Origin of the sequence: Halopseudomonas laoshanensis, assembly GCF_008365385.1 — a bacterium.
Classification (GTDB): domain Bacteria; phylum Pseudomonadota; class Gammaproteobacteria; order Pseudomonadales; family Pseudomonadaceae; genus Halopseudomonas; species Halopseudomonas laoshanensis.
On record NZ_QOVF01000001.1, the window covers coordinates 316031 to 338937 of the forward strand.

A 22907-nucleotide genomic window follows, 5' to 3' on the forward strand; every position below is an offset into this window, starting at 1 on the left:
GCTCTGTGGTATCCTGTCGGGCTTTAACCGGGTGTCCTGCGGCCCCGCGCTGACTGATCGCTTTCTAGCGGAAACAGCAGCCCCGCAGAGCCCCTGAGTGCGCCGAATAACTGTTACAGGCATCGTCAGGTTGCCGACAATAAAAGGAATGCCGTTTCATGGGTGAACTGGCCAAAGAAATCCTTCCAGTCAATATCGAAGATGAGCTGAAGCAGTCGTACCTGGATTACGCCATGAGCGTGATCGTGGGCCGGGCCTTGCCGGATGTTCGCGACGGTCTCAAGCCGGTGCATCGCCGCGTGCTGTTCGCGATGAGCGAGTTGAACAACGACTGGAACAAACCCTACAAGAAATCGGCCCGTGTGGTCGGTGACGTAATCGGTAAATATCACCCACACGGTGACTCTGCGGTCTACGACACCATCGTTCGTATGGCGCAGCCGTTCTCGCTGCGCTATCTGCTGGTTGATGGTCAGGGCAACTTCGGTTCGGTGGATGGCGACAACGCCGCCGCCATGCGTTACACCGAAATCCGTATGACCAAGCTGGCACATGAGCTGCTGGCTGATCTGGAAAAGGAAACTGTCGACTGGGTGCCCAACTACGATGGCACCGAACAGATTCCTGCGGTATTGCCGACCAAGGTCCCGAACCTGCTGATCAACGGATCCAGCGGTATTGCCGTGGGCATGGCGACCAATATTCCGCCGCACAACCTGACGGAAGTGATCAACGCCTGTCTGGCACTGATCGAAAACCCGGATATGACCATCGATGATCTGATGGAACACATTCCTGGTCCGGATTTCCCCACCGCGGGCATCATCAATGGCCGCGCGGGTATTGTTGAGGCCTACAACACTGGCCGCGGCCGAATCTATGTCCGGGCTCGTTGTACTATTGAAGATATCGACAAGGTTGGCGGTCGGCAGCAGATCATCATTCACGAGCTGCCTTATCAGTTGAACAAGGCACGCCTGATCGAGAAGATCGCCGAGCTGGTCAAAGAGAAAAAGATCGAAGGCATTACCGAGCTGCGTGATGAGTCCGACAAGGACGGCATGCGCGTGGTGATTGAGATACGCCGGGGCGAGGTCGCCGAGGTTATCCTCAATAACCTCTATACCCAGACGCAGATGCAGAACGTGTTCGGCATCAATATCGTCGGTCTGCTCGATGGCCAGCCGCGCATTCTGAATCTCAAGGAATTGCTCGATGCCTTTATTCGTCACCGCCGTGAAGTGGTGACCCGCCGTACCGTATTCGAGTTGCGCAAGGCGCGTGAGCGCGGGCATATCCTTGAAGGTCAGGCCGTTGCCTTGTCGAATATCGACCCGGTTATTGCCATGATCAAAGCCTCGCCGACCCCGGCTGAAGCCAAGGAGCGTCTGATCGCCAACGCCTGGGAGCCGGGCGCTGTGGTCGAGATGGTCGAGCGCGCCGGTGCGGAATCCTGCCGCCCCGATGGCCTGGACGAGCAATTCGGTCTGCGTGACGGCAAGTATTACCTGTCTCCCGAACAGGCACAGGCGATTCTGGAACTGCGCCTGCACCGTCTGACTGGCCTGGAGCACGAAAAGCTGCTGGCCGAGTACCAGGAAATTTTGCTTCAGATCGGTGAACTGCTGCGTATCCTCAACAGCCAGGAGCGCCTGATGGAAGTCATCGTCGAGGAGCTGGAGCTGATTCGCACCAACTTCGGCGACGCGCGCCGCACCGAGATTCTAGCTTCACGCCTGGATCTGAGCATTGCCGACCTGATTACCGAAGAAGAGCGGGTCGTAACCATCTCCCATGGTGGTTACGCCAAGAGCCAGCCGCTGGCCGATTACCAGGCCCAGCGCCGTGGTGGTCGCGGTAAAGCGGCGACGGGCGTCAAGGATGAGGACTATGTCTCTCACCTGCTGGTTGCCAACAGCCACACCACGCTGCTGCTGTTCTCCAGCAAGGGCAAAGTGTACTGGTTGAAGACTTATGAAATTCCAGAGGCTTCGCGCACCGCGCGGGGTCGTCCGCTGGTCAACCTGTTGCCGCTGGACGAAGGCGAGTTCATTAGCGCCATGTTGCCGGTCGACGAGTATACCGAAGGCTGGTTCATCTTTATGGCTACCGCCAACGGCACCGTGAAGAAGACGCCGCTTGAGCAGTTCAGCCGCCAGCGTACGGTCGGTCTGATTGCACTGGACCTGGATGAAGGCGATACGCTGATTTCCGCTGCTATCACCAATGGCGAGCGTGAGGTCATGTTGTTCTCCGACGGTGGCAAGGTGACACGCTTCAAGGAAACTGACGTCCGGGCCATGGGTCGTACCGCGCGCGGTGTACGCGGTATGCGTTTGGCGGAAAAGCAGCGCCTTATTTCGATGATTATTGTCGAAGAGGGCACGCAGATTCTGACCGCTTCGGCGCGCGGCTACGGCAAGCGCACGGCAGTTGAAGAGTTTCCGCAGTACAAGCGCGGCGGCCAGGGCGTCATTGCCATGGTCAGCAACGAACGTAACGGTCCGCTGGTCGGGGCTGTCCAGGTGGTCGATGGTGAGGAAATCATGCTGATCTCCGACCAGGGCACGCTGGTGCGTACCCGTGTCGCCGAGGTGTCCAGCTTGTCGCGTAACACCCAGGGTGTGACGCTGATCAAGGTCGCCAGCGACGAGAAACTGGTAGGTCTGGAGCGTATTCAGGAGCCGTCTGAAGAGGAGCTTGCTGATGGCGAGCTGGATGAGTCCGATACCGACGTGGAAGTGAATGCAGAGCTTGGTGCAGCGCAGGACGAGTCTCCGGCTGCCGATACGGATCAGGAGTAAAACGCCGCCGTGAGTAATCGATTGTTCAATTTTTGTGCGGGTCCTGCAGCATTGCCTGAGGCGGTGCTGAAGCAGGCTCAGGCGGAACTGCTGGACTGGCAGGGCAAAGGCCTGTCGGTCATGGAAATGAGTCACCGCAGCGAGGAGTTTACCCAGGTTGCTGAAACCGCCGAGCAGGATCTGCGTGATCTGCTTGGCGTGCCGGACAACTACAAGGTGCTGTTCCTGCAAGGCGGTGCCAGCCAGCAGTTTGCTCAGATTCCGCTGAACTTTATGGCCGAAGGTGGCAGTGCGGACTATATCGACACCGGCATCTGGTCCGCCAAGGCGATAGAAGAGGCTCAGCGTTTCGGCCATGTGAACGTGGCTGCCAGCGCCAAGGGCTACGATTATTTCGCCATCCCGGGTCAGAACGAATGGCAGTTGTCGGATGATGCCGCGTATGTGCACTACACCCCGAATGAGACCATTGGGGGGCTGGAGTATGGCTGGATTCCCGAGGTAGGCGACAAGCCGCTGATTGCCGATGTGTCCTCGACCATTCTTTCCCGCCCGCTGGAGGTGTCGAAGTTCGGCATGCTTTACGCCGGCGCGCAGAAGAATATCGGCCCCAGCGGTCTGGTAGTGGTGATCGTGCGTGAAGACCTGCTCGGCAACGCTCGCGCCAGTTGCCCGACCATGCTTGATTACAGTGTCGCGGCGAAAAACGGCTCGATGTATAACACGCCGCCGACCTTTGGCTGGTACCTGGCAGGCTTGATCTTTAAGTGGGTCAAGGAGCAGGGCGGCCTGGAAGCGATGGAACGCCTCAATCAGACCAAACAGCGCACCTTGTACAAGGCGATAGACAGTAGCGAGCTGTACAGCAACCCGATCAATCCGGTGGATCGCTCCTGGATGAATATCCCCTTCCGCCTGGCAGATGATCGGCTGGACAAGCCTTTTTTAGCTGGCGCCGAAGAGCGGGGCCTGTTGAACCTCAAGGGCCATCGTTCAGTGGGCGGTATGCGCGCGTCTATTTATAACGCCGTCGGCCAGGATGCAGTGGATGCGCTGGTGGCCTATATGGCCGAGTTCGAACGGCAGCGGGGTTGATGGCAATGTCTGATGAAGACCAACTCAAGGCACTACGTAAACGCATAGACAGTCTCGACGAGAAAATTCTCGAGTTGATCAGCGAGCGCGCCCAGTGCGCGCAAACCGTGGCCCATGTAAAACAGAAGTCCCTGCCGGAAGGTAGCAAGCCGCTGTTCTACCGGCCCGAGCGTGAAGCCTGGGTGCTCAAGCACATTATGGAGCTGAACAAAGGGCCGCTGGACAATGAAGAGATGGCTCGGTTGTTCCGCGAGATCATGTCCGCCTGCCTGGCGTTGGAAGAGCCACTGAAAGTGGCTTATCTGGGGCCAGAAGGTACCTTTACCCAGGCTGCCGCGATCAAGCATTTCGGCCATTCGGTGATCAGCGTACCCATGGCGGCGATCGATGAGATCTTCCGTGAAGTGGCGGCGGGTGCCGTGCAGTTCGGTGTGGTGCCTGTGGAGAATTCCACCGAGGGCGCTATCAACCACACGCTGGACAGCTTCCTCGAACACGACATGGTCATCTGTGGTGAGGTCGAGCTGCGCATTCACCATCATCTGCTTATTGGTGAAAACACCAAGACTGACAAGATTTCCCGGGTTTATTCGCATGCCCAGTCGTTGGCCCAGTGCCGCAAATGGCTGGACGCGCATTATCCGAATGTCGAGCGGGTCGCAGTGGCCAGTAATGCCGAGGCGGCCAAGCGGGTCAAGGGCGAATGGAATTCTGCGGCGATTGCCGGGGATATGGCCTGCGAGCTGTATGGGCTGACGCGGATTGCCGATAAGATCGAAGATCGCCCGGATAACTCCACGCGTTTTTTGATCATCGGTAGCCAGATGGTGCCGCCCACTGGCGACGACAAGACTTCAGTCATCGTCTCCATGCGCAACAAGCCGGGCGCCTTGCACCACTTGCTGCAGCCGTTCCACAACAACGGGATCGATCTGTCACGGATCGAAACCCGGCCATCGCGCAGCGGCAAATGGACCTATGTATTCTTTATCGACTTCTTCGGCCACCAGCATGATCCGCTAATTAAAGATGCACTGGAGCAGATCAATGAAGAATCGGTAGCACTCAAGGTGCTGGGTTCGTATCCGAAAGCGGTACTCTAATTCGTTAGCGACAAGCCGCAAGCTGCAGGCTGCAAACAAAGGCAGACGGAGCGGCTTGAGGCTTGTAGCTTGAGGCTCGTGTTATGACCTGTGATTTTCTCAGCCTGGCATTGCCGGGTGTACAAAAACTGTCGCCCTATGTGCCAGGCAAGCCGGTTGAAGAGCTGGCCCGCGAATTTGGCCTGCGTGCCGAAGATATCGTCAAGCTGGCTAGCAATGAAAACCCGCTGGGCCCCAGTCCACTGGCGCTGGAGGCGCTAAAAAGTGCCTTCGCCGAATTGACGCGCTACCCTGATGGCAACGGCTTTCTGCTCAAGCAGGCGCTGGCCGAGCGCCTGGGTGTGAGCACGTCGATGATCACCCTGGGTAATGGCTCAAACGATATTCTCGAGCTGATTACCCGCGCCTTTGTCAGCCCGCAGCATGAAGTCGTCTTCAGTGAGCATGCGTTTGCGGTCTATCCGATTGTTACCCAGGCCGTGGGTGCTCGGCCTGTGGTCGTGCCCGCACGTGATTGGGGGCATGATCTGGATGCCATGGCAGCGGCGATCACCCCGGCGACCCGTTTGGTGTTTATTGCCAACCCGAACAACCCGACTGGCACCTGGATTGAGCGCCCGGCATTGGAGCGCTTTCTCGCCAAGGTGCCGGAAAACGTGATCGTGGTGCTGGATGAGGCTTATACCGAGTACGTCGAAACCGGTGATGTGCCCAACGGGCTGGATTACCTGACGCAATATCCGAATTTGCTGGTGTCTCGCACCTTCTCCAAGGCTTATGGTCTGGCTGCTCTGCGCGTGGGTTATGGCATTTGCCAGCCGGCGATTGCCGATGCGATGAATCGCGTGCGTCAGCCTTTCAACGTTAACAGTCTGGCTCAGGCTGCAGCGCTGGCGACGCTGGAAGACGAGGCATACCTGGCGGAAAGCCGCAGAATCAACCGCGAAGGCATGGCGCAGCTGGAAGCGGGCTTTACCTCGCTGGGGCTGAGCTGGATTTTTTCGCGCGGCAACTTTGTTGCCGTGGACCTGGGGCGTGAAGCTGCACCGGTGTTTCAGGGCCTGCTGCGTCAGGGCGTGATCGTGCGGCCAGTTGCCAACTACGGGATGCCCAACCACTTGCGCGTATCCATCGGCTTGCCGGAAGAGAACCAGCGGTTCCTTGAGGTGCTGGGCCAGGTACTGGCTGATGCAGCAGGTGCTGGCGAGTGAGCAATGTGAAAACGCTGTCTCCTGCGAGCGCGACCATCGGGCGCCTGGCGGTGGTCGGTCTGGGCTTGATTGGGGGTTCCTTCGCCAAAGGCATCCGCGAATCGGGTGTGTGCCGCGAGGTAGTCGGTTGTGATGCCAATCCAGTCACACGCGAGCAGGCGTTGCCCCTCGGCGTGGTGGATCGCGTGACGGACAGCCTGGCGGAGGCGGTGCAGGGCGCTGATGTTATTCTGTTAGCGGTGCCGGTGCTGGCGATGGAAGCGGTCCTGGCCGAATTGGCGGCGCTGGAGCTGGGCAACGCGGTTCTGACTGATGTCGGCAGCACCAAAGGTGCGGTGGTCAAAGCGGTTGAGCTGGCATTTGGCAGTGTGCCGAAGCGCTTCGTCCCGGGCCACCCGATTGCTGGTTCGGAAAAAAGCGGGATCGAAGCGGCAAGCGCTAAGCTATTCAAGCGCCACAAGGTGATCCTCACGCCGCTGGATGAAACCAGCGCCGAGGCGCTGAAGCTGACTACCGCCCTGTGGCAGACGCTGGGCGCAGATGTTGAACATATGCCGCTAGCTGATCATGACGAAGTGCTCGCGGCAACCAGCCATCTCCCGCATTTGCTGGCTTTTTCACTGGTTGATACGCTGGCTGGCCGCAGCGAAAACCAGGATATTTTTCGTTATGCCGCCGGTGGTTTCAGGGATTTCACCCGGATTGCCGCGAGCGATCCGGTGATGTGGCGGGATATTTTTCTTGCCAACAAGAACGCGGTTCTTCGGAGTCTGGATGCCTTCACTCATGATCTGGATCGCTTGCGTAACGCAATAGCGTCTGACGATGCGAACACCTTGCTCGGGGTATTTACCCGGGCTAAGGCGGCGCGCGAACACTTCAGTACTATTTTGGCCCGCAGGGCGTATATGGAACCTATGCAAACACAAGTCTGTAATTTTATTGCCAGCCCTGGTGGGCGCGTTCAGGGCAGCATCCGCGTACCCGGCGACAAATCCATTTCGCACCGCTCAATCATGCTTGGTTCGCTGGCGGAAGGAGTTACCGAGGTGGAAGGCTTTCTTGAGGGCGAAGACAGCCTGGCCACCTTGCAGGCATTCCGTGACATGGGCGTGGTGATTGATGGCCCCCATCAGGGGCGGGTGACCATAAATGGCGTAGGCCTGCACGGGTTGCAGGCGCCTCCTGGACCCCTTTATGTCGGTAATTCGGGCACCTCCATGCGCCTGCTATCCGGATTGCTCGCCGGGCAGATGTTCGACAGCGTGCTGATGGGCGATGCGTCTCTGACCAAACGGCCCATGGGCCGCGTAGCAAAACCCCTGCGGGAAATGGGCGCGCGAATCGACACCGCCGACGAGGGCAGGCCGCCGCTGCGTATCATGGGCGACAGCCGTTTGATGGGCATGGACTACACTATGCCCATGGCCAGTGCCCAGGTGAAATCCTGCCTGTTGTTGGCCGGGCTTTATGCTGCGGGCAGCACCTCGGTGGTCGAGCCCGCGCCCACGCGCGACCATACCGAGAGAATGCTCAAGGGCTTCGGGTATCCGGTCAAGGTCGAAGGTGCCAAGGTCACTATTGAACCGGGCCACAAGCTCAGCGCCTGCAAGATCGACGTACCGGCGGATATTTCCTCGGCGGCGTTTTTCATGGTTGCGGCGAGCATCGCCGAAGGCTCTGACTTGCTGCTTGAGCATGTAGGCATCAATCCGACGCGGATCGGCGTAATCAATATTCTGCGTGCAATGGGTGGTGACCTGAGCCTGGAAAACGAGCGCGAGGTCGGTGGTGAGCCGGTGGCGGATATCCGGGTGCGCTACGCACCACTCAAAGGCATCGAGATCCCGATCGATCAGGTGCCGTTGGCCATCGACGAGTTTCCGGTGCTGTTCGTGGCTGCCGCTTGCGCGGAAGGCCGCACAGTTTTACGCGGCGCCGAGGAGTTGCGGGTCAAGGAATCCGACCGCATCCAGGTAATGGCTGACGGTCTGCAGGCGCTGGGGATCAAAGCAGAGCCCACCCACGACGGTATTATTATCGAAGGTGGTCAGATTCAGGGTGGTCAAGTCGACAGTCACGGCGACCATCGTATTGCCATGTCTTTCAGTGTCGCTTCCCTGCGTGCTGCAGGAGATATTCTTATCACTGATTGCGCCAACGTGGCGACGTCATTCCCGGGCTTTGTCTCGCTGGCCAGTTCGGTCGGCATACAGGTTCGGTCGGAGGAGAACGCGTGACAGATCAAGTTATTCCGGTTATCACCATCGACGGACCCGGCGGGTCCGGCAAGGGCACTATCGCTGGTCTGTTGGCCAGCCGACTGGGCTGGAAATTGCTGGATTCGGGAGCTCTTTACCGGCTGCTGGCCTATGCCGCGCAGAATCATGGTGTGGACCTGACTAACGAAGAAGGGCTCAAGGCTCTGGCAGCCTATCTGGATGTACAGTTTATCGCAGAAGACGGGCAGCGCGATCAGCGGATTATTCTTGAGGGTGAAGATGTCACTCGTGCGATCCGTACCGAAACCATGGGCACTGGCGCCTCGCAGGTAGCAGCGATTCCGGCGGTGCGTGAAGCGTTGCTCAACCGTCAACAGGCTTTCCGTGAAGCGCCGGGGCTGGTGGCGGACGGTCGCGACATGGGTACTGTGGTGTTTCCCGACGCGCAGTTAAAGGTGTTTTTGACTGCCAGCCCGCATGAAAGGGCTGAACGGCGCCACAAGCAGTTGCTCGGAAAGGGTGAAACTGCTAATCTGGCGAGTCTTCTCGATGAGATTATGGCTCGTGACGAGCGTGATATGAATCGCAGTGTGGCGCCTTTGCGCCCCGCAGACGATGCCATATTGCTTGATTCGACTCACTTGTCGATTGAAGAAGTACTTGAATCAGTGCTGAAGGAAGCGCGCGAGCGCGACCTGCAGGGCTGATCAGGCCATCCGCTGCCGGGAAACCAGCCTGGCCGGCAACGGGCATTTTATAATCAACCCACATCAGCTGGTGATGTGGCGGGTATGTGGGCTGCAGGGCGCGCGATAACAAGCGGCCAGGCGGTTACTGCCTAAATAACCATTTACAGGATTCCAAATGAGCGAAAGCTTTGCCGAACTTTTTGAAGAAAGTCTAGTTACCCTCGACATGCAGCCGGGTTCCATCATCACCGGTATCATCGTGGACATCGACTCCGATTGGGTCACCGTTCATGCTGGCTTGAAGTCTGAAGGTGTCATCCCGCGTGAGCAGTTCCTGAACGATCAGGGCGAGCTGACGATCAAGGTGGGTGATGAGGTTCACGTTGCACTGGAAGCCGTTGAAGACGGTTTCGGTGAGACCAAACTGTCCCGTGAGAAGGCCAAGCGCGCCGAATCCTGGAAAGTCCTCGAAGCAGCTTTCGCCGCAGAAGAAATCGTCAAGGGTGTTATCAACGGCAAGGTCAAAGGTGGCTTTACCGTCGACGTCAACACTATCCGCGCGTTCCTGCCTGGCTCCCTGGTCGATGTCCGCCCTGTGCGCGACACCACGCACCTGGAAGGCAAGGAACTGGAATTCAAGGTCATCAAGCTTGACCAGAAGCGCAACAACGTTGTCGTTTCCCGTCGTGCCGTCCTCGAAGCCGAGAACAGTGCCGAGCGCGAAGCCCTGCTGGAAACCCTGCAGGAAGGCCAGGTTGTCAAAGGTATCGTCAAGAACCTCACAGATTACGGCGCATTCGTCGATCTGGGCGGCGTAGACGGCCTGCTGCACATCACCGACATGGCGTGGAAGCGTATCAAGCATCCTTCCGAAATCGTCAATGTTGGCGACGAGATCGATGTCAAGGTGCTGAAGTTCGACCGCGAGCGCAACCGTGTTTCTTTGGGTCTGAAGCAACTGGGTGAAGATCCATGGGTCGCCATCACCGGTCGTTACCCTGAAGGTACTCGTGTTACCGCCAAGGTCACCAACCTTACCGATTACGGCTGCTTTGCCGAGTTGGAAGAAGGCGTTGAAGGTCTGGTACACGTATCCGAAATGGATTGGACCAACAAGAACATCCATCCTTCCAAAGTTGTCCAGGTGGGCGACGATGTAGAAGTTATGGTTCTGGATATCGACGAAGACCGTCGTCGTATCTCCCTGGGCATCAAGCAGTGCAAGATGAACCCATGGGAAGAGTTCTCCAGCAAGTTCAACAAGGGCGACAAGATCTCCGGCTCCATCAAGTCGATCACCGATTTCGGTATCTTCATTGGTCTGGACGGCGGCATCGACGGCCTGGTTCACTTGTCCGACATCTCCTGGAACGAAGCTGGCGAAGAAGCCGTGCGTCGTTTCAAGAAGGGCGACGAGATCGAAACCGTCATCCTGTCTGTTGATCCCGAGCGCGAGCGCATTTCTCTGGGCGTCAAGCAGCTGGAAGACGATCCGTTCTCCAACTTCGCTTCGCTGAACGAGAAAGGCACCATCCTCAACGGTATCGTCAAGGAAGTGGATGCCAAGGGTGCAGTAATTACCCTGGCGGAAGAAATCGAAGGCACTCTGAAAGCCTCCGAAATCAGCCGTGACCGTGTTGAAGATGCGCGTAACGTGTTGAATGTCGGCGACGAAATCGAAGCCAAGATCATCAGCATCGATCGCAAGAGCCGCGTGATCAGCCTGTCGATCAAGGCCAAGGATGTTGAAGACGAGAAAGAAGCCATCCAGGACCTGCGCAAGCAGGAAATGCAGGCTTCCGGTCCGACCACCATTGGTGATCTGATCAAGCAGCAGATGGAGAACAAGGGCAACTAAGCCTTTGGGTTCCACCAGAAAAAGGGCGACTTCGGTCGCCCTTTTTTGTGCCCGTCATTCCAGCGTCACGTCGTAAGCTTGCGGCTAATGGCCAGGCATGGTAAAACCGAATGAAACGGATCTAGCCGCTTGATAAAAAAGGAAAAACCATGACCAAGTCGGAGTTGATCGAGCGCATAGTGGAACAGCAGGGGCAGCTATCAGCCAAGGATGTGGAATTGGCGATCAAGACCATGCTGGAACATATGTCACAGGCACTGGCCACCGGTGAGCGCATAGAGATAAGAGGCTTTGGCAGCTTCTCTCTGCATTACCGTGCACCGCGTGTCGGCCGTAATCCTAAAACCGGCGACTCCGTGGAACTTGAAGGCAAATATGTGCCGCACTTCAAGCCTGGCAAGGAGCTGCGCGATAGAGTTAACGAGTCGCTGCAAATGGCCTGAAGCGGTATCAAGCCGCGTTTCCCTTGCGCTATACTGCGGGCTATATGAATGGACTGGAGTCGAGTGGTATGCAATGGCTAAAGCGCGCGGTACTGATTGTTATTCTTCTGCTTGTGGCCCTGGCGACCCTGGATTTCATGCTGGAAAACCAGCAAGGCATTCAACTTCAGTTTCTTGAGCTGCAATCCCCCGAATTACCCCTCTCGCTGTATATCGTTATCGCCTTTATTCTTGGCAGCCTGCTCGGCGTCTTTGTCGGCTGGTTGATTACTACCCGGCTACGTCTCAAGTTGATGGTTCAGAGCAACGAGCTCAATCGTTACCGCAAGGAAGTCGACAAGCTGCGTACTCAGCCCATCAAGGACTGATTCCCATGCAGGAATTGCTGTTCCTTGGACTCTTTGTATTGGCCTTGGGAATTGGCTGGTTTCTGGGGCGGCGTGAAGCAATCAAGGTTGGCTTCATGCTTGAGCCGCATGGGAGCGCGCTGGATCGGCAGTATTTTATTGGCTTGAACTACCTTCTGAATGAACAGCCCGATGAGGCCATCGAAACCTTCATCCGCGCGCTTGAAGTCAATCCTGAAACCGTCGAAACGCACATCGCCATTGGCAAACTGTTTTGCCAGCGCGGTGACGTGGAGCGGGCGATCAAAGTCCATCAGAACCTGCTGGCTCGGCCCAATCTGAGCCGTCCGCAGGCCGATCGGGTGCAGTTGGAGCTCGCCAGGGACTACCTTGCGGTGGGTATGCTGAACCGCGCTGAACGCTTGCTTGAGGAGCTGGTGGAGGCTGCCTCGCCGCTGCGGGCTGAGGCTCTGATCGATCTGGTCAAGGTGCACGAGCGCGAACATGAGTGGGACAGTGCGATACTTGTCGGTACCAAACTGGTTCAGGAGCGCTCAGCGTTTGCTGTGACACTGGCACACTACCATTGCGAACGGGCTCTGGTTTTGCTTCAGGGTAACAACCAGTCCGCCGCGCGAAAGCATCTTGGCCAGGCGCTCGATACCGACAGCGGTTGCATCAGGGCAATGTTGATGCTGGCTGAACTGGATCTGGATCAAGGGCAGCCGCAAGCGGCACAACGCTGGCTGAACCGTCTGGCGGAGAAAGACGCTGATTTTGTGCCCCAAGCCTTGCCGCTGATACGTCGCTGCGCTGATAATGGCGCCCTTGACATGGTGCAGTATCTGGATCGGGTGATAGCCAGTAGCGCGCAACCGCAGGTTCAAAGCGTGTTGGCCCGAGCGGATCAGCTCAAGTCCCAGGCCAGCTTGCATGAGGTTAGTCATTTCGTGCTGGCCCATATTCAACAACAACCTTCCCTTCGGGGATTGCTCTATCTGATTGACCTGCATCTGGATCATGTCGAGGCCAAAGGCCGTGACAATTTGTTGATCCTGCGGGGCATCGTCGAGGCGCTGGTCGTAGACAAGCTCCCGTACCGTTGCGCTTCCTGTGGTTTTTTGGCCAAGAAGCTGCATTGGCAATGCCCCACCTGCCACGGTTGGTCAACCATCAGACCCCTCAAGGGGCGTGAGGCTGCGTAAGACAGTCATCATGGACGTTCTTAAACAGGATAAATGCATGCCCTGCCAAACCCCCGTTATTGTTGCTCTGGATTTTCCTGATATGTCTGCCGCCGTGGCTCTGGCTGAGCAGCTTGACCCGGCACAGTGCCGCGTCAAGGTTGGCAAGGAGCTGTTCACCAGCAGTGGCCCTGCGGTGATCGAGCGATTGCACCAGTTGGGCTTTGAAGTCTTTCTCGACCTCAAATTCCATGACATCCCGAATACGACTGCTGGCGCGGTGTCAGCAGCGGCGGAATTGGGTGTGTGGATGGTCAATGTGCATGCTGGTGGCGGGCGGCGAATGATGGAAGCCTGCCGCGAGGCGCTGGATGGCCGTCGTGGTCACCGCCCTCTGCTGACTGCAGTCACCGTTCTAACCAGCCTGGAGCAGGAAGATCTGCTGGAAGTCGGGGTGGACATCGAACCCATGGTACAGGTGCAGCGGCTAGCGCGGCTGACTCAGGAATGTGGCTTGGATGGGGTGGTCTGTTCCGCCCGCGAAGCCAAGGCGCTGCGCAGTGCCCTGGGTAATGATCTGCTGTTGGTTACACCGGGAATCAGACCCGTTGACGCCGTTGCCGATGACCAGCGACGTATTGTGACGCCGCTGCAGGCCATCGAAAATGGCAGCAGTTACCTGGTTATCGGGCGCCCCATCACCAAGGCACCCGATCCTGCACAGGCGCTGGCGGACATCGTCGCTGAACTGTCCGTTAGCGTCTGATCAGTCAGGGCGTGATGGCGACCTTGAGCACGCCATCACGCTGATGACTGAACAGGTCATAGGCAGCGACGATGTCTGCCAGTTTGAACCTATGCGTGACCATGGCCGTCAGATCGACGCGGCCAGATGCAACCACTTCCATCAGCCGGCGCATCCGCTCCTTGCCGCCGGGACACAGGGTGGTGATGATCTTGTGGTCGCCCAGGCCGGCCGCTATCGCATCCAGCGGCATTGACAGCTTGCCCGAGTAAACCCCTAGACTCGACAGCGTGCCGCCTGGTTTCAGGGCCCGCAGGCAGGATTCGAAGGTCTGCTGAGTGCCCAGCGCCTCAATGGCCACATCCACGCCCTTGCCAGCAGTGATCGCCATGATCTGCTCCAACGGGTCCTGCGTCCTGTAGTTGATGGTTATGTCGGCGCCCAGGCGTTTGGCAATCTCCAGCCTTTCGCCGACGCCATCGACGACAATGATTCGCGTGGCGCCCATCAGTTTCGCGCCAGCGGTAGCGCACAGTCCGATCGGTCCCTGGGCAAAAATCACTACGGTATCGCCAATCCGAATACCTCCACTTTCGGCGCCGCCAAATCCGGTGCTCATGATATCCGGGCACATCAATACCTGTTCGTCACTGAGACTGTCCGGTACTGGCGTCAAATTCGCCTGGGCGTTGGGGATCAATACGTACTCGGCCTGGCAACCGTCAATGGTGTTGCCGAGTTGCCAGCCGCCCATTGCCTTGCCACCGCATTGGCTGGTTATGCCGTCGAGGCAGGGATGGCATTGGCCGCAGGGAGTGATGGCGCCGGCGATTACCCGCTGGCCAACCTGATAACCCTGCACCGCATTGCCGAGTTTTGCGATCACGCCGACCGGTTCATGGCCGATGATCAAACCGGGTTTGACCGGATATTCGCCCTTGAGGATATGCACGTCTGTACCACAGATGGTGGTAGTGGTGACGCGCAACACTGCATCTGTGGGCCCGGGCTCGGGTATTGGGCGCTGTTGAATCTCGATCCGGCCAGGTGACAGCCAGACGGCTGCCTGCATAGTGGACATGGGGAGCCTCCAGAGTGCGGTAGAAGTTATGCCTCCACTACTCTAACGGCTTGCCCGGCGCAGCTATTGATCTGAATCAAGCGGGAGTGGATGGCTCGCACTGCATCTGCTGCAGGTCCTGATCCAGTATGGCGAACTGCTCGCGCATTCGCGTCAGCTGCTTGTCACTGGCCAGGTTAATCACGTCGGCGAGCATGGCTGCACCTCTGCGGCTATTGATATCGGTCTGCTCCTTGAACTCTGTCGTCCAATAGCGCTCGCGTTCGATCAACAGATCAGTGATTTGCGTCGTAAAACCTGGATCCGAACGCGACCGAAGTGTCGCAAGCAGTTGTTGCTGCCAGTGCTGGCGGTTGTCCAGCCAGATACGGTTCTGGTCTTCCATATCCACCGACCAGCTCTCGATACGCTGGCGTTGACTCTCATTGATGCGGCCGAGCCATCGTCGCAAGCGCTTTTCAAGGCGCTCGCTGCGTTCCTCAGCTTGTGTCGCCGAGTCGGGAGCCACAAATTTGTCGTGCATTTCCTGATGCTGCTCAGCTAGGTTGGCTTCCAGTGCTGCGACCTGCGAATCGTCCAGTTGCTGGAACAGTTCCGCCATTGTCCGGGCTATCTCGAGCAATACCCGGTCCACAGCCGGTTCAAACTGCGGGATTTGATCGATTAAAGAGCTGGCTTGAAGGTCATCAAGTGCCAGGGTGGTTTGCAAGTTGGTCAGCAAAGATCTGTAGTCGGGGATTTCAATGCTGCAATGCCAGTCCAGATGCTCATCAACGCGCGTAGAGAGCCAATTTTTTTGTGTGCTGGTCAAGGGGATGTAGTCGCCGGTCTTCCAACTTATAAGCCAGTTCAAATTGCTATAGGCCAGGCGGGTAGAGCTGCAGGAGGTCAGCGCGCAAAGGCACAAGAACAGAGCAAGGGGGCGTAAGCGAATCGATCGTAATAGGGGCATGCCGTCGAATCCGGTATTTTTAGTCGCGTGCGAAGATGACTATTGTCGGAGAGTAATACTATTTGCGCTGAGTTTGCCGACAAAAACATGTCATGAGGTGTCGGAGCTGCCAGGCCATCTGGTAAAGCAGCTCCGTACACGTTTAATTCAGCACATTGAGCAGAATGCTCTCGATAATGCCCGTTGCTGCTGATACCAAGACGGCATCGGTACCGACCTGGCGCCAGTTGTAACCGGGGTAATGCGGGAGGCGCGACTCCAGTCGGTCATCAAAGCGCTTGGCAATGCCGGGAGGCAGCGGCTTACCTCTAGCCAAATTCTTGCGGATGCCGGGTGGGAGTGGTTTGGCCGGTTCCAGGTAGCTGCGTTGGTCTCTGAAGATACTGCGAACGACAGCTTCCTCGATGGTTATCGAGTGTTTGTCCTGTTCATGGCTTGAATGGTGATGATCCTGCTTTTTGTCCTTTTTTCCCTTGTCATGGGGAGGCTGGGCGAGGGCGCTGGCAGAGGCAAGGGTCAGCGCTAACGTGATGGCAGAAAGGGGGATGAAGGTGATTTTAAACAGTGTCATTGGTGTTTCTCCTTTGCTCAATTAGAGCACAATCCAGCCAAGGAGGTTCACTGAGTGCATTAATGACGCAGATCCGCGACTTTCAGCATGCAGATAAAGCTGGCTAACAGGGCAGCAGCACCGAACCACAGGCTCGCCTGCAAGCTGATGCCGTAGTCGAAACCCTGCCTCACCAGCCAGGGACCAATCAGCTGGGTCCCACCGTACAGTGCTATCAGCGCTGCCGAGAGCCTGGGGCCCTGCGTAGGTTGGAGGCTGCGCGCCAGGCGCTGGGTCAGCAGCACTGCACCGAGAAAGCTGCCCCCAACCAGCAGACTGCAGAGCATGATGCCCCACTGCGCGGGCAGCAGTATTGCTGCGAGCACGCCAAACAGTTGCAGCACATAGTTAACGATGAGCACATTGCGATCACCAAACTGACTGCCTAGCCGGTTCCATAACCAGGTCGAGGGCAGGGCGGCCAGGGCGACAATCAGCCAACTTTGGCTGACCATCGGCGAACTGGCGCCTAACTGCAAGCTCGCGAGCATGGGCAAAAAGGTCATCGGCAGGATGTAACCCAACCCAGCTCCCGCATACGCGTAGAACAGTGGCTGACTGTGCCGATCAAACAGGCTCTGCCGCCCGGCTGGTATGCCCTTAGGTGCTGTAAGCGACGGCGAGATCGAAATTCTGCTCAACGTCAGCCAGCTCCACCAACCCAATGGGATACTGAGCAGGGCCGCAGGCCACCAGCGCGCCGCGCCGGCCAGCAGCTCATCACTGAGACTAACCAGCGCGCTGGAGAGCAGCAGCCCCAACCCGACGCCCAGATAAATCAGCCCGCTGGCCCGAATGCGTCCTTCGCCCGCCAGCCATTCAAGCACCAGTGCTGGCACCAATACGAAGACGATGCCGTTACTGATACCGTTACCCAAACGCAGGGTACTGATCCAGAGCAGAGAGTCGGTCTGCGTCAGGCATAGCAAGGTGAGGCAGTGCAGCGCCAACGCCCAGGGGGTGACACGGCGAATACCGGACGGGGTTGCCCAGCGAATCGCCAGTAGGGCGCCGAGCAGATAGCCCAGATAATTCCAGCTGGCAATATCCGCAGCCTGACTGAGCAGAAGCTGGCCATCGGCGACTAGCCGCGGCATCAGCGGGGTGTATACGAAGCGCCCTAGCCCATGCACCACCAGTAACAGAAGGGCGCCTGCCGAAACGACTTTGGTGATGCTAAGAGGCTGAGATGGCAAATTCTGCTCCTGAATTGCCGCCATCTTACCGGGCTTGGCGGCGCGCTTCCATTGCTGCTGAAAGCACCATAAGGAAGCTGAATAAGTTTAATCCCTTCTGCAAATAACGTCCGCAAGCCTTGTGGTTCGTGCTTCTGCGAGCAGCGACGCGGTGCGTGGTGATCCATCTGCGCCGGGCGTTGCAACGGTGGCCCAAGCGCATGGTTGTAATGGTTGCAGGCTGGCATAGAATCAGCTGAGCAAAACCCGCCAGTGTTGCGCAAACGCCACATAACTGCCGTTTGCTCGGTCACTGCGAGCGAGCCGATAAAAATAAAAGCGCCAGCTTCGGTTTCCGAACTGGGCGATTCTCTGCAGGGGTGAATATGAGCCAGTCCGGTATTCTCAAACGTTCCACCATCCTCATTCACGGCTCGGTCGGCATGCCGCTGGCGATCATCGGTTACCCGCTGGTGGTCTATCTGCCGCCATTCTATGCGCAGGAAGTCGGGCTGAACATGGCGCTGATGGCGCTAGTGCTGGTATTTGCCCGAATGACCGATGTCATTACTGACCCGCTAATCGGCACGCTGAGTGACCGCTGGCAGACCCGCATCGGCCGCCGTAAGCCCTGGCTGATCATGGGTGTGCCTTTGATGTTGATCGGTACCATCATGATCTTCATGCCGCCTGACGGTGTCGGGCTCGGTCATCTGTTGCTCTGGACCGTGATTATGTACCTTGGCTGGACCATGGTGACCTTGCCCTACGGCGCCTGGGGCGCAGAACTTTCGCCGCTGTACCACCAACGCAGCCGTGTAACCGCCTCGCGCGAAGGCTTTGTATTGATTGGTCTGTTCCTCGCGGCATTGGCGCCAGCCATAGTGCAGTCCATGGGCGCGCGCTTCCAGGCTGGAGATACCGACGGCTTCTGGATGAATGCGGTGGTCTGGGCCGTTGGCACCGATGGTCAGCTGGGCACGGGTTACGGTCCGATCCTCGCAGGGATGGCGTGGCTGCTGCTGATCCTGCTGCCGCTGACGGTTCTGCTGGTCGTTACCAAGGTCAAGGAAGCTCCTCCGCAATCGGTACAGCGTACCGATTGGAAAAAGGGTATGCGGGTGCTGAAGAATAATGGCCCGTTCAAACGCATGATGCTGATGCTGTTGATCGTGGTAATCGGCGAATCCTTCCGCAATGCACTCTCCGTGTTCTTTATGCAGCACATTATTCAGATCCAGGCGCAGATCGGTCTGATGTACCTGCTGTACTTTGGCGTGGGCATTCTCGGGATTCCGTTCTGGCTGATTCTCGGTAAGCGGATTGGCAAGCACCGGGCCTTCTGTGTTGCGGTGGGTGTATCCAGTGCCAGTATTCTTGGCATGTTCTTCCTGCAGGCCGGTCAGCTGCTGCCGTTTGCGATCATGTTCGCACTTAAGGGCTTCTGTTTTGCCGCCTTCCAGTTCCTGCCGCTGTCCATGCTCGCTGATATCGTCGATCTGGATACCGCACGCAGCAAGGAGCATCGCACCGGCCTGTTCTTCGCTATGTCCGGTATGGCGCAGAAATTCGCCATGGCGATCGGCCTGGGGTTGTCGCTCGGCCTGCTGGCGCTGGTCGGCTTTGACGCTACCGCGACCACGCATTCGGACACCCAGTTGATGGCATTGCGACTGCTCTACATCATCGGCCCGGTCATCCTCTATATGGCTGCGTTTGCGGTGGCCTGGAAGTATCCGCTGACCGCAGACCGTCAGGAGCGTATTCATCAATGGGTAGTGCGCCGTAACGCGCGATTGCAGCTTGAACCTCAGCAGCCTTGAAAACAGCCGCCCCGGCAAGGGGCGGCCAGCTGATTGAGAACCCGTCGCTATCTCCATGTGCCTTTGTACCGCTATGCTGTCATCTCAGCTAAATAGCCGTTTAAAAGGAATGACTGGCACATGTCATTGAGCTTGCAACAACGCGATCAGCTTCTGAGTTGGACTGAACGGGGTTATCTGAAAGGCCCGCAGCTTCAAGCCTGCGCTACACCGGCTCAGCTTGCTCCGCAGGCAGGTCAATGGCAGTGGCTTCTGGATCGGCTGCTGGCATGTGCCGGGGTGCTGTTGGTGGGTGTCGGTGTGGTGTTTTTCTTCGCCTGGAATTGGGATGCATTTCCGCGCTTTGCCAAGTTTTCGGTGGCCGCTGGCGTGCTTAGCGGCTTTACCGCCATCGCGCTGTTCAGTCATTACCGCTCTGTACTGCAGCAAGCTGCTTTGCTGGGTTGTTGTATTGCCACAGGCGCGTTTTTGGCATTGATTGGGCAGACTTACCAGACCGGCGCCGATATCTGGCAGTTGTTTGCCGCATGGGCGCTACTGATGTTGCCCTGGGTAGTGTTGTCACGCTCTACCGCCTGCTGGGCGCTGTGCTGGGCGGTGGCTAATCTCGCGCTGCTGCGCTTTTTCAGTGCCTCGATGTGGTTTGGCTTGTTCGCAGGCTTCAGTGGTCACGACGCACTGCTGATAATCGCGCTGGCGAACCTTGCCGCTTTGGCGCTATTCGAGATATTCGGCGCTAAGCTGCTTGGCCATAGGGGCAGGGCGCTGCACCGCATTTGCGCGCTGGCGGGGCTCAGCGCGTTGCTGGTCGGCGCGATGATTAGCTGGTGGCAGGAGGCTTTCCTACCGCTGTTGATCGGGTTCGCTGGCGCTAGCTTGCTGGGCGTGCCCTTGTACCGCTGGTGGCGGCTGGACTTGCCGATTCTTGCGCTCCTGTTGTTCGGGCTTATTGCCCTGGTCACAGGCGGGTTGTTCAAGCTACTAATGGAGCATGAGGGGTTCTTTGCCTTTAATGCGATCGGCTTGTTTGTCGTGGTGAGTAGCGCCCTGGCCTCGCTCTGGCTGCACCGCATCTACCGGGGGGGCCGCTGATGAACAAGGTCGAAGTGCAAACCTTGCTGGACCAGATCCAGCAGCCTGCCGGGCTAAGCCAGGAACAGCGTGAGCGCTTATCGGCAGGGGTGGATTCACCTTGGTGGCTATCGATCCTGCTTGGCCTGGCGGCCTGGGTTTCCTCCTTATTTCTGATCGGCTCGCTGGTTGGACCTTCGGTATTGCTGCTGGATGGCCCGGCGGGGATGGCGCTGGCCGGTGTGCTAATGCTGTGCGCCGGGTTGTGGCTGTTTGGTCGGCCTGGGGTGTTTCCTGAGCAGATGGGCTTGGCCTTTGCCCTTGGCGGTCAAGGACTGTTGGTGTATGTGCTGGCCGACGCCATGGCTGCAAGCGACGAAATGCGTTCGGCGGCTATTGTTTGCCTGCCTTTGTCGGCCGGATTGCTGCTCGCGCCGGGATCGATACTGTTTCGGCGCCTTTGTGCACTGTTGGTCTTCGCCAGTATTGCGGTGCTGCTAGGCAGCGGCCCGGGTCTGACGCTTTACGGATTATTGCTGGCCTGCATGGCCATCGTCTCCTGGTTGCTGCGCTCATCCTGGGTGAGTGCCCGCTACGCATTGCATCTGCGGGCGCTAACCGACGCCGCCACGCTCATGGCGTTATTACTGGCGCTATATGGGCATCAAGGCCTGCTCGACGTCATGTCGCAGCATACGTCTGCGATTACGGCCCCAGCTGGGGTATGGCTGTTGATTCATCTCGGGCCAGGCTCATTATTATTATTGACCCTGGGGTGGCTGCTGCGCAGCGAGTCGGTCAGAACGCGTATTGCCGTTTTGCTCGCCGCCGGGCTTTTGCTGATACTGACCTATCAGGCTCCGGGTCTGCTGATAAGTTGCGCGCTCGGGCTGGCGGTTTATCATGCCGGTAGCCGCAGTTGGAGTGTGCTGGTGCCGGCCTTTGCCTTGTTCTACCTGGCCGAGTTTTATTACAGCCTGCACATTTCGCTGCTGCACAAATCGCTGCTGCTCTGCGCTAGTGGTTTGTCGCTGCTGGCGATCAGGCAGGGGTTGAAAAGTCTGTTGTGGAGGCCGCTATGACGTTAACACGGTGGTGGCCCGCGATGGTGGCGGCCTGGCTGTTGGTCATGGCGGCGGCGTGCTTCGCGATCATGAGCCATGAGCGCACTCTGCGCGACGGTCAGTTGGTGTATTTGGAGCTGGCGCCGGTAGATCCACGTTCATTGATGCAGGGCGATTACATGGCGCTGGAGTTTGCCTTGAATCGCGAGCTGGAAGCGCAGATGGCTCTGCAACAAATGCAAAGTGGCGATCAGCCTGCCTACGCGCGGTTGGCTGTTGATGAGGCGGGTAGGACGTCATTTTTGGCACTGGCGGATACTGTCGATAGCCACAAGGGCCAGGTCAGCATGCGCGTACGCCAGCAGGGTAGCCGCTTCAGCTTGGGACCTAACGCGTTTTTCTTTCAAGAGGGAACTGCGGCGGTTTACGAGCAGGCAGATTGGGGTGGCTTTCGCGTAGCGGAGGATGGCACGTCGCTACTGGTCAGCTTGCATGATGAGAATTTGAATGTGTTGGGCTTCAGTCGGCGCTGAACGGTGGGCTGGACTCAATAAATTGCGGTCTAGCCCTTACCGTAACGCAGATTTGCAGTGCGTAATGCTTACTTGGCCGGACGGCCTGGACGAGGAGCACCGTAGACCTGACCACTCTTGCCATTGGGAATCTTTTGAATTTCACCGCCAGAGGCGATAAAAGCATCAATCTGATTATCAATGGATTGGCTGGTGGCGACGGCTGCGTCGGCCTTGCGTTTGCTTGGGGCGGTTTTTGCTGACATGTTCACCTGCCTGAGTAAAAGTAGGCGAGCATTCTACACTTTTTTGTTGCATTTTGCTAAACAATTGATTAGGCCGCCTGCAACGGGCCGATGGCCGGCCGTTGCAGGAAGCCTACTGAGACTGTTTTAGTGGTGATGCCCGCCTGCACCATGGGCATGGCCGTGAGCCAATTCTTCTTCGCTAGCCTCGCGTACATCCAGAATTTCTATAGCGAAGGTCAGATCCTTGCCAGCCAGCGGATGGTTGGAATCCACCTCGGCCTGGGAGAGTCCGACTTTGACGATGGTAACTTGGCGAGGTCCTTGATCCGTTTGAATAACGGCAACCATACCTGGCTTCCACTTCTTGGCGCCTTGCAGGCGTTTGACCTGCACTTTCTGGATCGCATCATCCAGCCGCGGGCCGTAGGCCTTATCTGCGGTCAGGGTAACGCTGAAATTGTCCCCAGCTTGACGTCCTTCAAGAGCTTCCACCAGACCATCGATCAAACCGGGCTGGCCGTGCAAGTACAGGATAGGATCGTGATTGTGGGAGCTTTCGATCTCGCCGGTGGCATCGGACAGGGTGTAATGGAACTGAACTACGCTGTTATTGCTGATCTGCATCGTGGTGATTTCCGCTCAGGGCTGACTGGTGACTGATATGTGCCTA

General features: G+C 57.7%; 21 protein-coding genes. 15 read left to right on the plus strand and 6 right to left on the minus strand.

The annotated features are described in order from the left end of the window. Positions 1–158 precede the first annotated feature (158 nt). From gyrA to pyrF, 11 genes are all read left to right on the plus strand, one after another. Complete coding sequence (gene gyrA, locus DT594_RS01520) at positions 159–2804, plus strand: DNA gyrase subunit A (protein ID WP_149331060.1); 2646 nt, start codon at positions 159–161, stop codon at positions 2802–2804. 9 nt (positions 2805–2813) lie between these two features. Beyond that, positions 2814–3899 (plus strand): 3-phosphoserine/phosphohydroxythreonine transaminase, encoded by a 1086-nt coding sequence (gene serC / locus DT594_RS01525; protein WP_149331061.1) that lies wholly within the window; start codon positions 2814–2816, stop codon positions 3897–3899. A gap of 5 nt (positions 3900–3904) precedes the next feature. After that, entirely contained in the window at positions 3905–5002 is a 1098-nt protein-coding gene (gene pheA, locus DT594_RS01530; RefSeq protein WP_149331062.1) for a prephenate dehydratase, read from the plus strand. 83 nt (positions 5003–5085) lie between these two features. Further along, on the plus strand, positions 5086–6213 hold the full coding sequence (gene hisC, locus DT594_RS01535; RefSeq protein WP_149331063.1) for a histidinol-phosphate transaminase: 1128 nt from the start codon (positions 5086–5088) through the stop codon (positions 6211–6213). Beyond that, the gene (locus DT594_RS01540; protein WP_149331064.1) at positions 6210–8453 is read left to right on the plus strand and encodes a bifunctional prephenate dehydrogenase/3-phosphoshikimate 1-carboxyvinyltransferase; all 2244 of its coding nucleotides are present in this window, start codon (positions 6210–6212) and stop codon (positions 8451–8453) included. The genes hisC and DT594_RS01540 overlap by 4 nt, the downstream gene beginning before the upstream one ends. Next, on the plus strand, positions 8450–9142 hold the full coding sequence (gene cmk / locus DT594_RS01545) for a (d)CMP kinase (protein WP_149331065.1): 693 nt from the start codon (positions 8450–8452) through the stop codon (positions 9140–9142). Before DT594_RS01540 ends, cmk begins: the two co-directional genes overlap by 4 nt. 157 nt (positions 9143–9299) lie before the next feature. Continuing rightward, positions 9300–10982 (plus strand): 30S ribosomal protein S1, encoded by a 1683-nt coding sequence (gene rpsA, locus DT594_RS01550; protein ID WP_022961938.1) that lies wholly within the window; start codon positions 9300–9302, stop codon positions 10980–10982. Between the two features lie 149 nt (positions 10983–11131). Next, positions 11132–11425, plus strand: coding sequence for an integration host factor subunit beta (gene ihfB, locus DT594_RS01555; protein ID WP_096346058.1), 294 nt, complete (start codon positions 11132–11134; stop codon positions 11423–11425). A gap of 68 nt (positions 11426–11493) precedes the next feature. Beyond that, positions 11494–11793 carry a lipopolysaccharide assembly protein LapA domain-containing protein gene (locus DT594_RS01560; protein ID WP_174958793.1) on the plus strand — a complete coding sequence of 100 codons (300 nt, stop codon included), beginning with the start codon at positions 11494–11496 and terminating at the stop codon, positions 11791–11793. 5 nt (positions 11794–11798) lie between these two features. Then, positions 11799–12977 (plus strand): lipopolysaccharide assembly protein LapB, encoded by a 1179-nt coding sequence (gene lapB / locus DT594_RS01565; protein ID WP_149331066.1) that lies wholly within the window; start codon positions 11799–11801, stop codon positions 12975–12977. Between the two features lie 37 nt (positions 12978–13014). Continuing rightward, positions 13015–13722 carry an orotidine-5'-phosphate decarboxylase gene (gene pyrF / locus DT594_RS01570; protein ID WP_149331067.1) on the plus strand — a complete coding sequence of 236 codons (708 nt, stop codon included), beginning with the start codon at positions 13015–13017 and terminating at the stop codon, positions 13720–13722. 4 nt (positions 13723–13726) lie between these two features. On the opposite strand, the gene DT594_RS01575 is transcribed toward pyrF, so the two are convergent. The 4 genes from DT594_RS01575 to DT594_RS01590 all read right to left on the minus strand — a co-directional run bounded on the left by DT594_RS01575 (position 13727) and on the right by DT594_RS01590 (position 17564). Continuing rightward, positions 13727–14782, minus strand: coding sequence for an NAD(P)-dependent alcohol dehydrogenase (locus DT594_RS01575; RefSeq protein WP_149331068.1), 1056 nt, complete (start codon positions 14780–14782; stop codon positions 13727–13729). Between the two features lie 76 nt (positions 14783–14858). Beyond that, the gene (locus DT594_RS01580) at positions 14859–15734 is read right to left on the minus strand and encodes a DUF6279 family lipoprotein (protein WP_149331069.1); all 876 of its coding nucleotides are present in this window, start codon (positions 15732–15734) and stop codon (positions 14859–14861) included. Between the two features lie 142 nt (positions 15735–15876). Beyond that, positions 15877–16326, minus strand: a complete 450-nt coding sequence (locus tag DT594_RS01585) for an anti-virulence regulator CigR family protein (RefSeq protein WP_246164523.1) — start codon at positions 16324–16326, stop codon at positions 15877–15879. 38 nt (positions 16327–16364) lie between these two features. Beyond that, positions 16365–17564 (minus strand): YbfB/YjiJ family MFS transporter, encoded by a 1200-nt coding sequence (locus tag DT594_RS01590; protein ID WP_425460500.1) that lies wholly within the window; start codon positions 17562–17564, stop codon positions 16365–16367. 341 nt (positions 17565–17905) lie between these two features. Here DT594_RS01590 and DT594_RS01595 point away from each other — a divergent pair, with 341 nt between their 5' ends. The 4 genes from DT594_RS01595 (at position 17906) to DT594_RS01610 (ending at position 22010) form a co-directional block, all read left to right on the plus strand. Then, the gene (locus tag DT594_RS01595) at positions 17906–19342 is read left to right on the plus strand and encodes an MFS transporter (RefSeq protein ID WP_149331072.1); all 1437 of its coding nucleotides are present in this window, start codon (positions 17906–17908) and stop codon (positions 19340–19342) included. 120 nt (positions 19343–19462) lie between these two features. Beyond that, complete coding sequence (locus DT594_RS01600) at positions 19463–20434, plus strand: DUF2157 domain-containing protein (protein WP_149331073.1); 972 nt, start codon at positions 19463–19465, stop codon at positions 20432–20434. Then, complete coding sequence (locus DT594_RS01605) at positions 20434–21495, plus strand: DUF4401 domain-containing protein (RefSeq protein WP_149331074.1); 1062 nt, start codon at positions 20434–20436, stop codon at positions 21493–21495. The genes DT594_RS01600 and DT594_RS01605 overlap by 1 nt, the downstream gene beginning before the upstream one ends. Beyond that, positions 21492–22010 carry a GDYXXLXY domain-containing protein gene (locus DT594_RS01610; protein ID WP_149331075.1) on the plus strand — a complete coding sequence of 173 codons (519 nt, stop codon included), beginning with the start codon at positions 21492–21494 and terminating at the stop codon, positions 22008–22010. The genes DT594_RS01605 and DT594_RS01610 overlap by 4 nt, the downstream gene beginning before the upstream one ends. 68 nt (positions 22011–22078) lie before the next feature. Here DT594_RS01610 and DT594_RS18900 read toward each other — a convergent pair whose 3' ends face one another. Then, positions 22079–22255: a hypothetical protein gene (locus DT594_RS18900; protein ID WP_096346047.1), complete on the minus strand. Its 177-nt coding sequence runs from the start codon at positions 22253–22255 to the stop codon at positions 22079–22081. A gap of 126 nt (positions 22256–22381) precedes the next feature. Continuing rightward, on the minus strand, positions 22382–22861 hold the full coding sequence (locus DT594_RS01615; protein WP_149331076.1) for an FKBP-type peptidyl-prolyl cis-trans isomerase: 480 nt from the start codon (positions 22859–22861) through the stop codon (positions 22382–22384). Between the last annotated feature and the right edge of the window lie 46 nt (positions 22862–22907).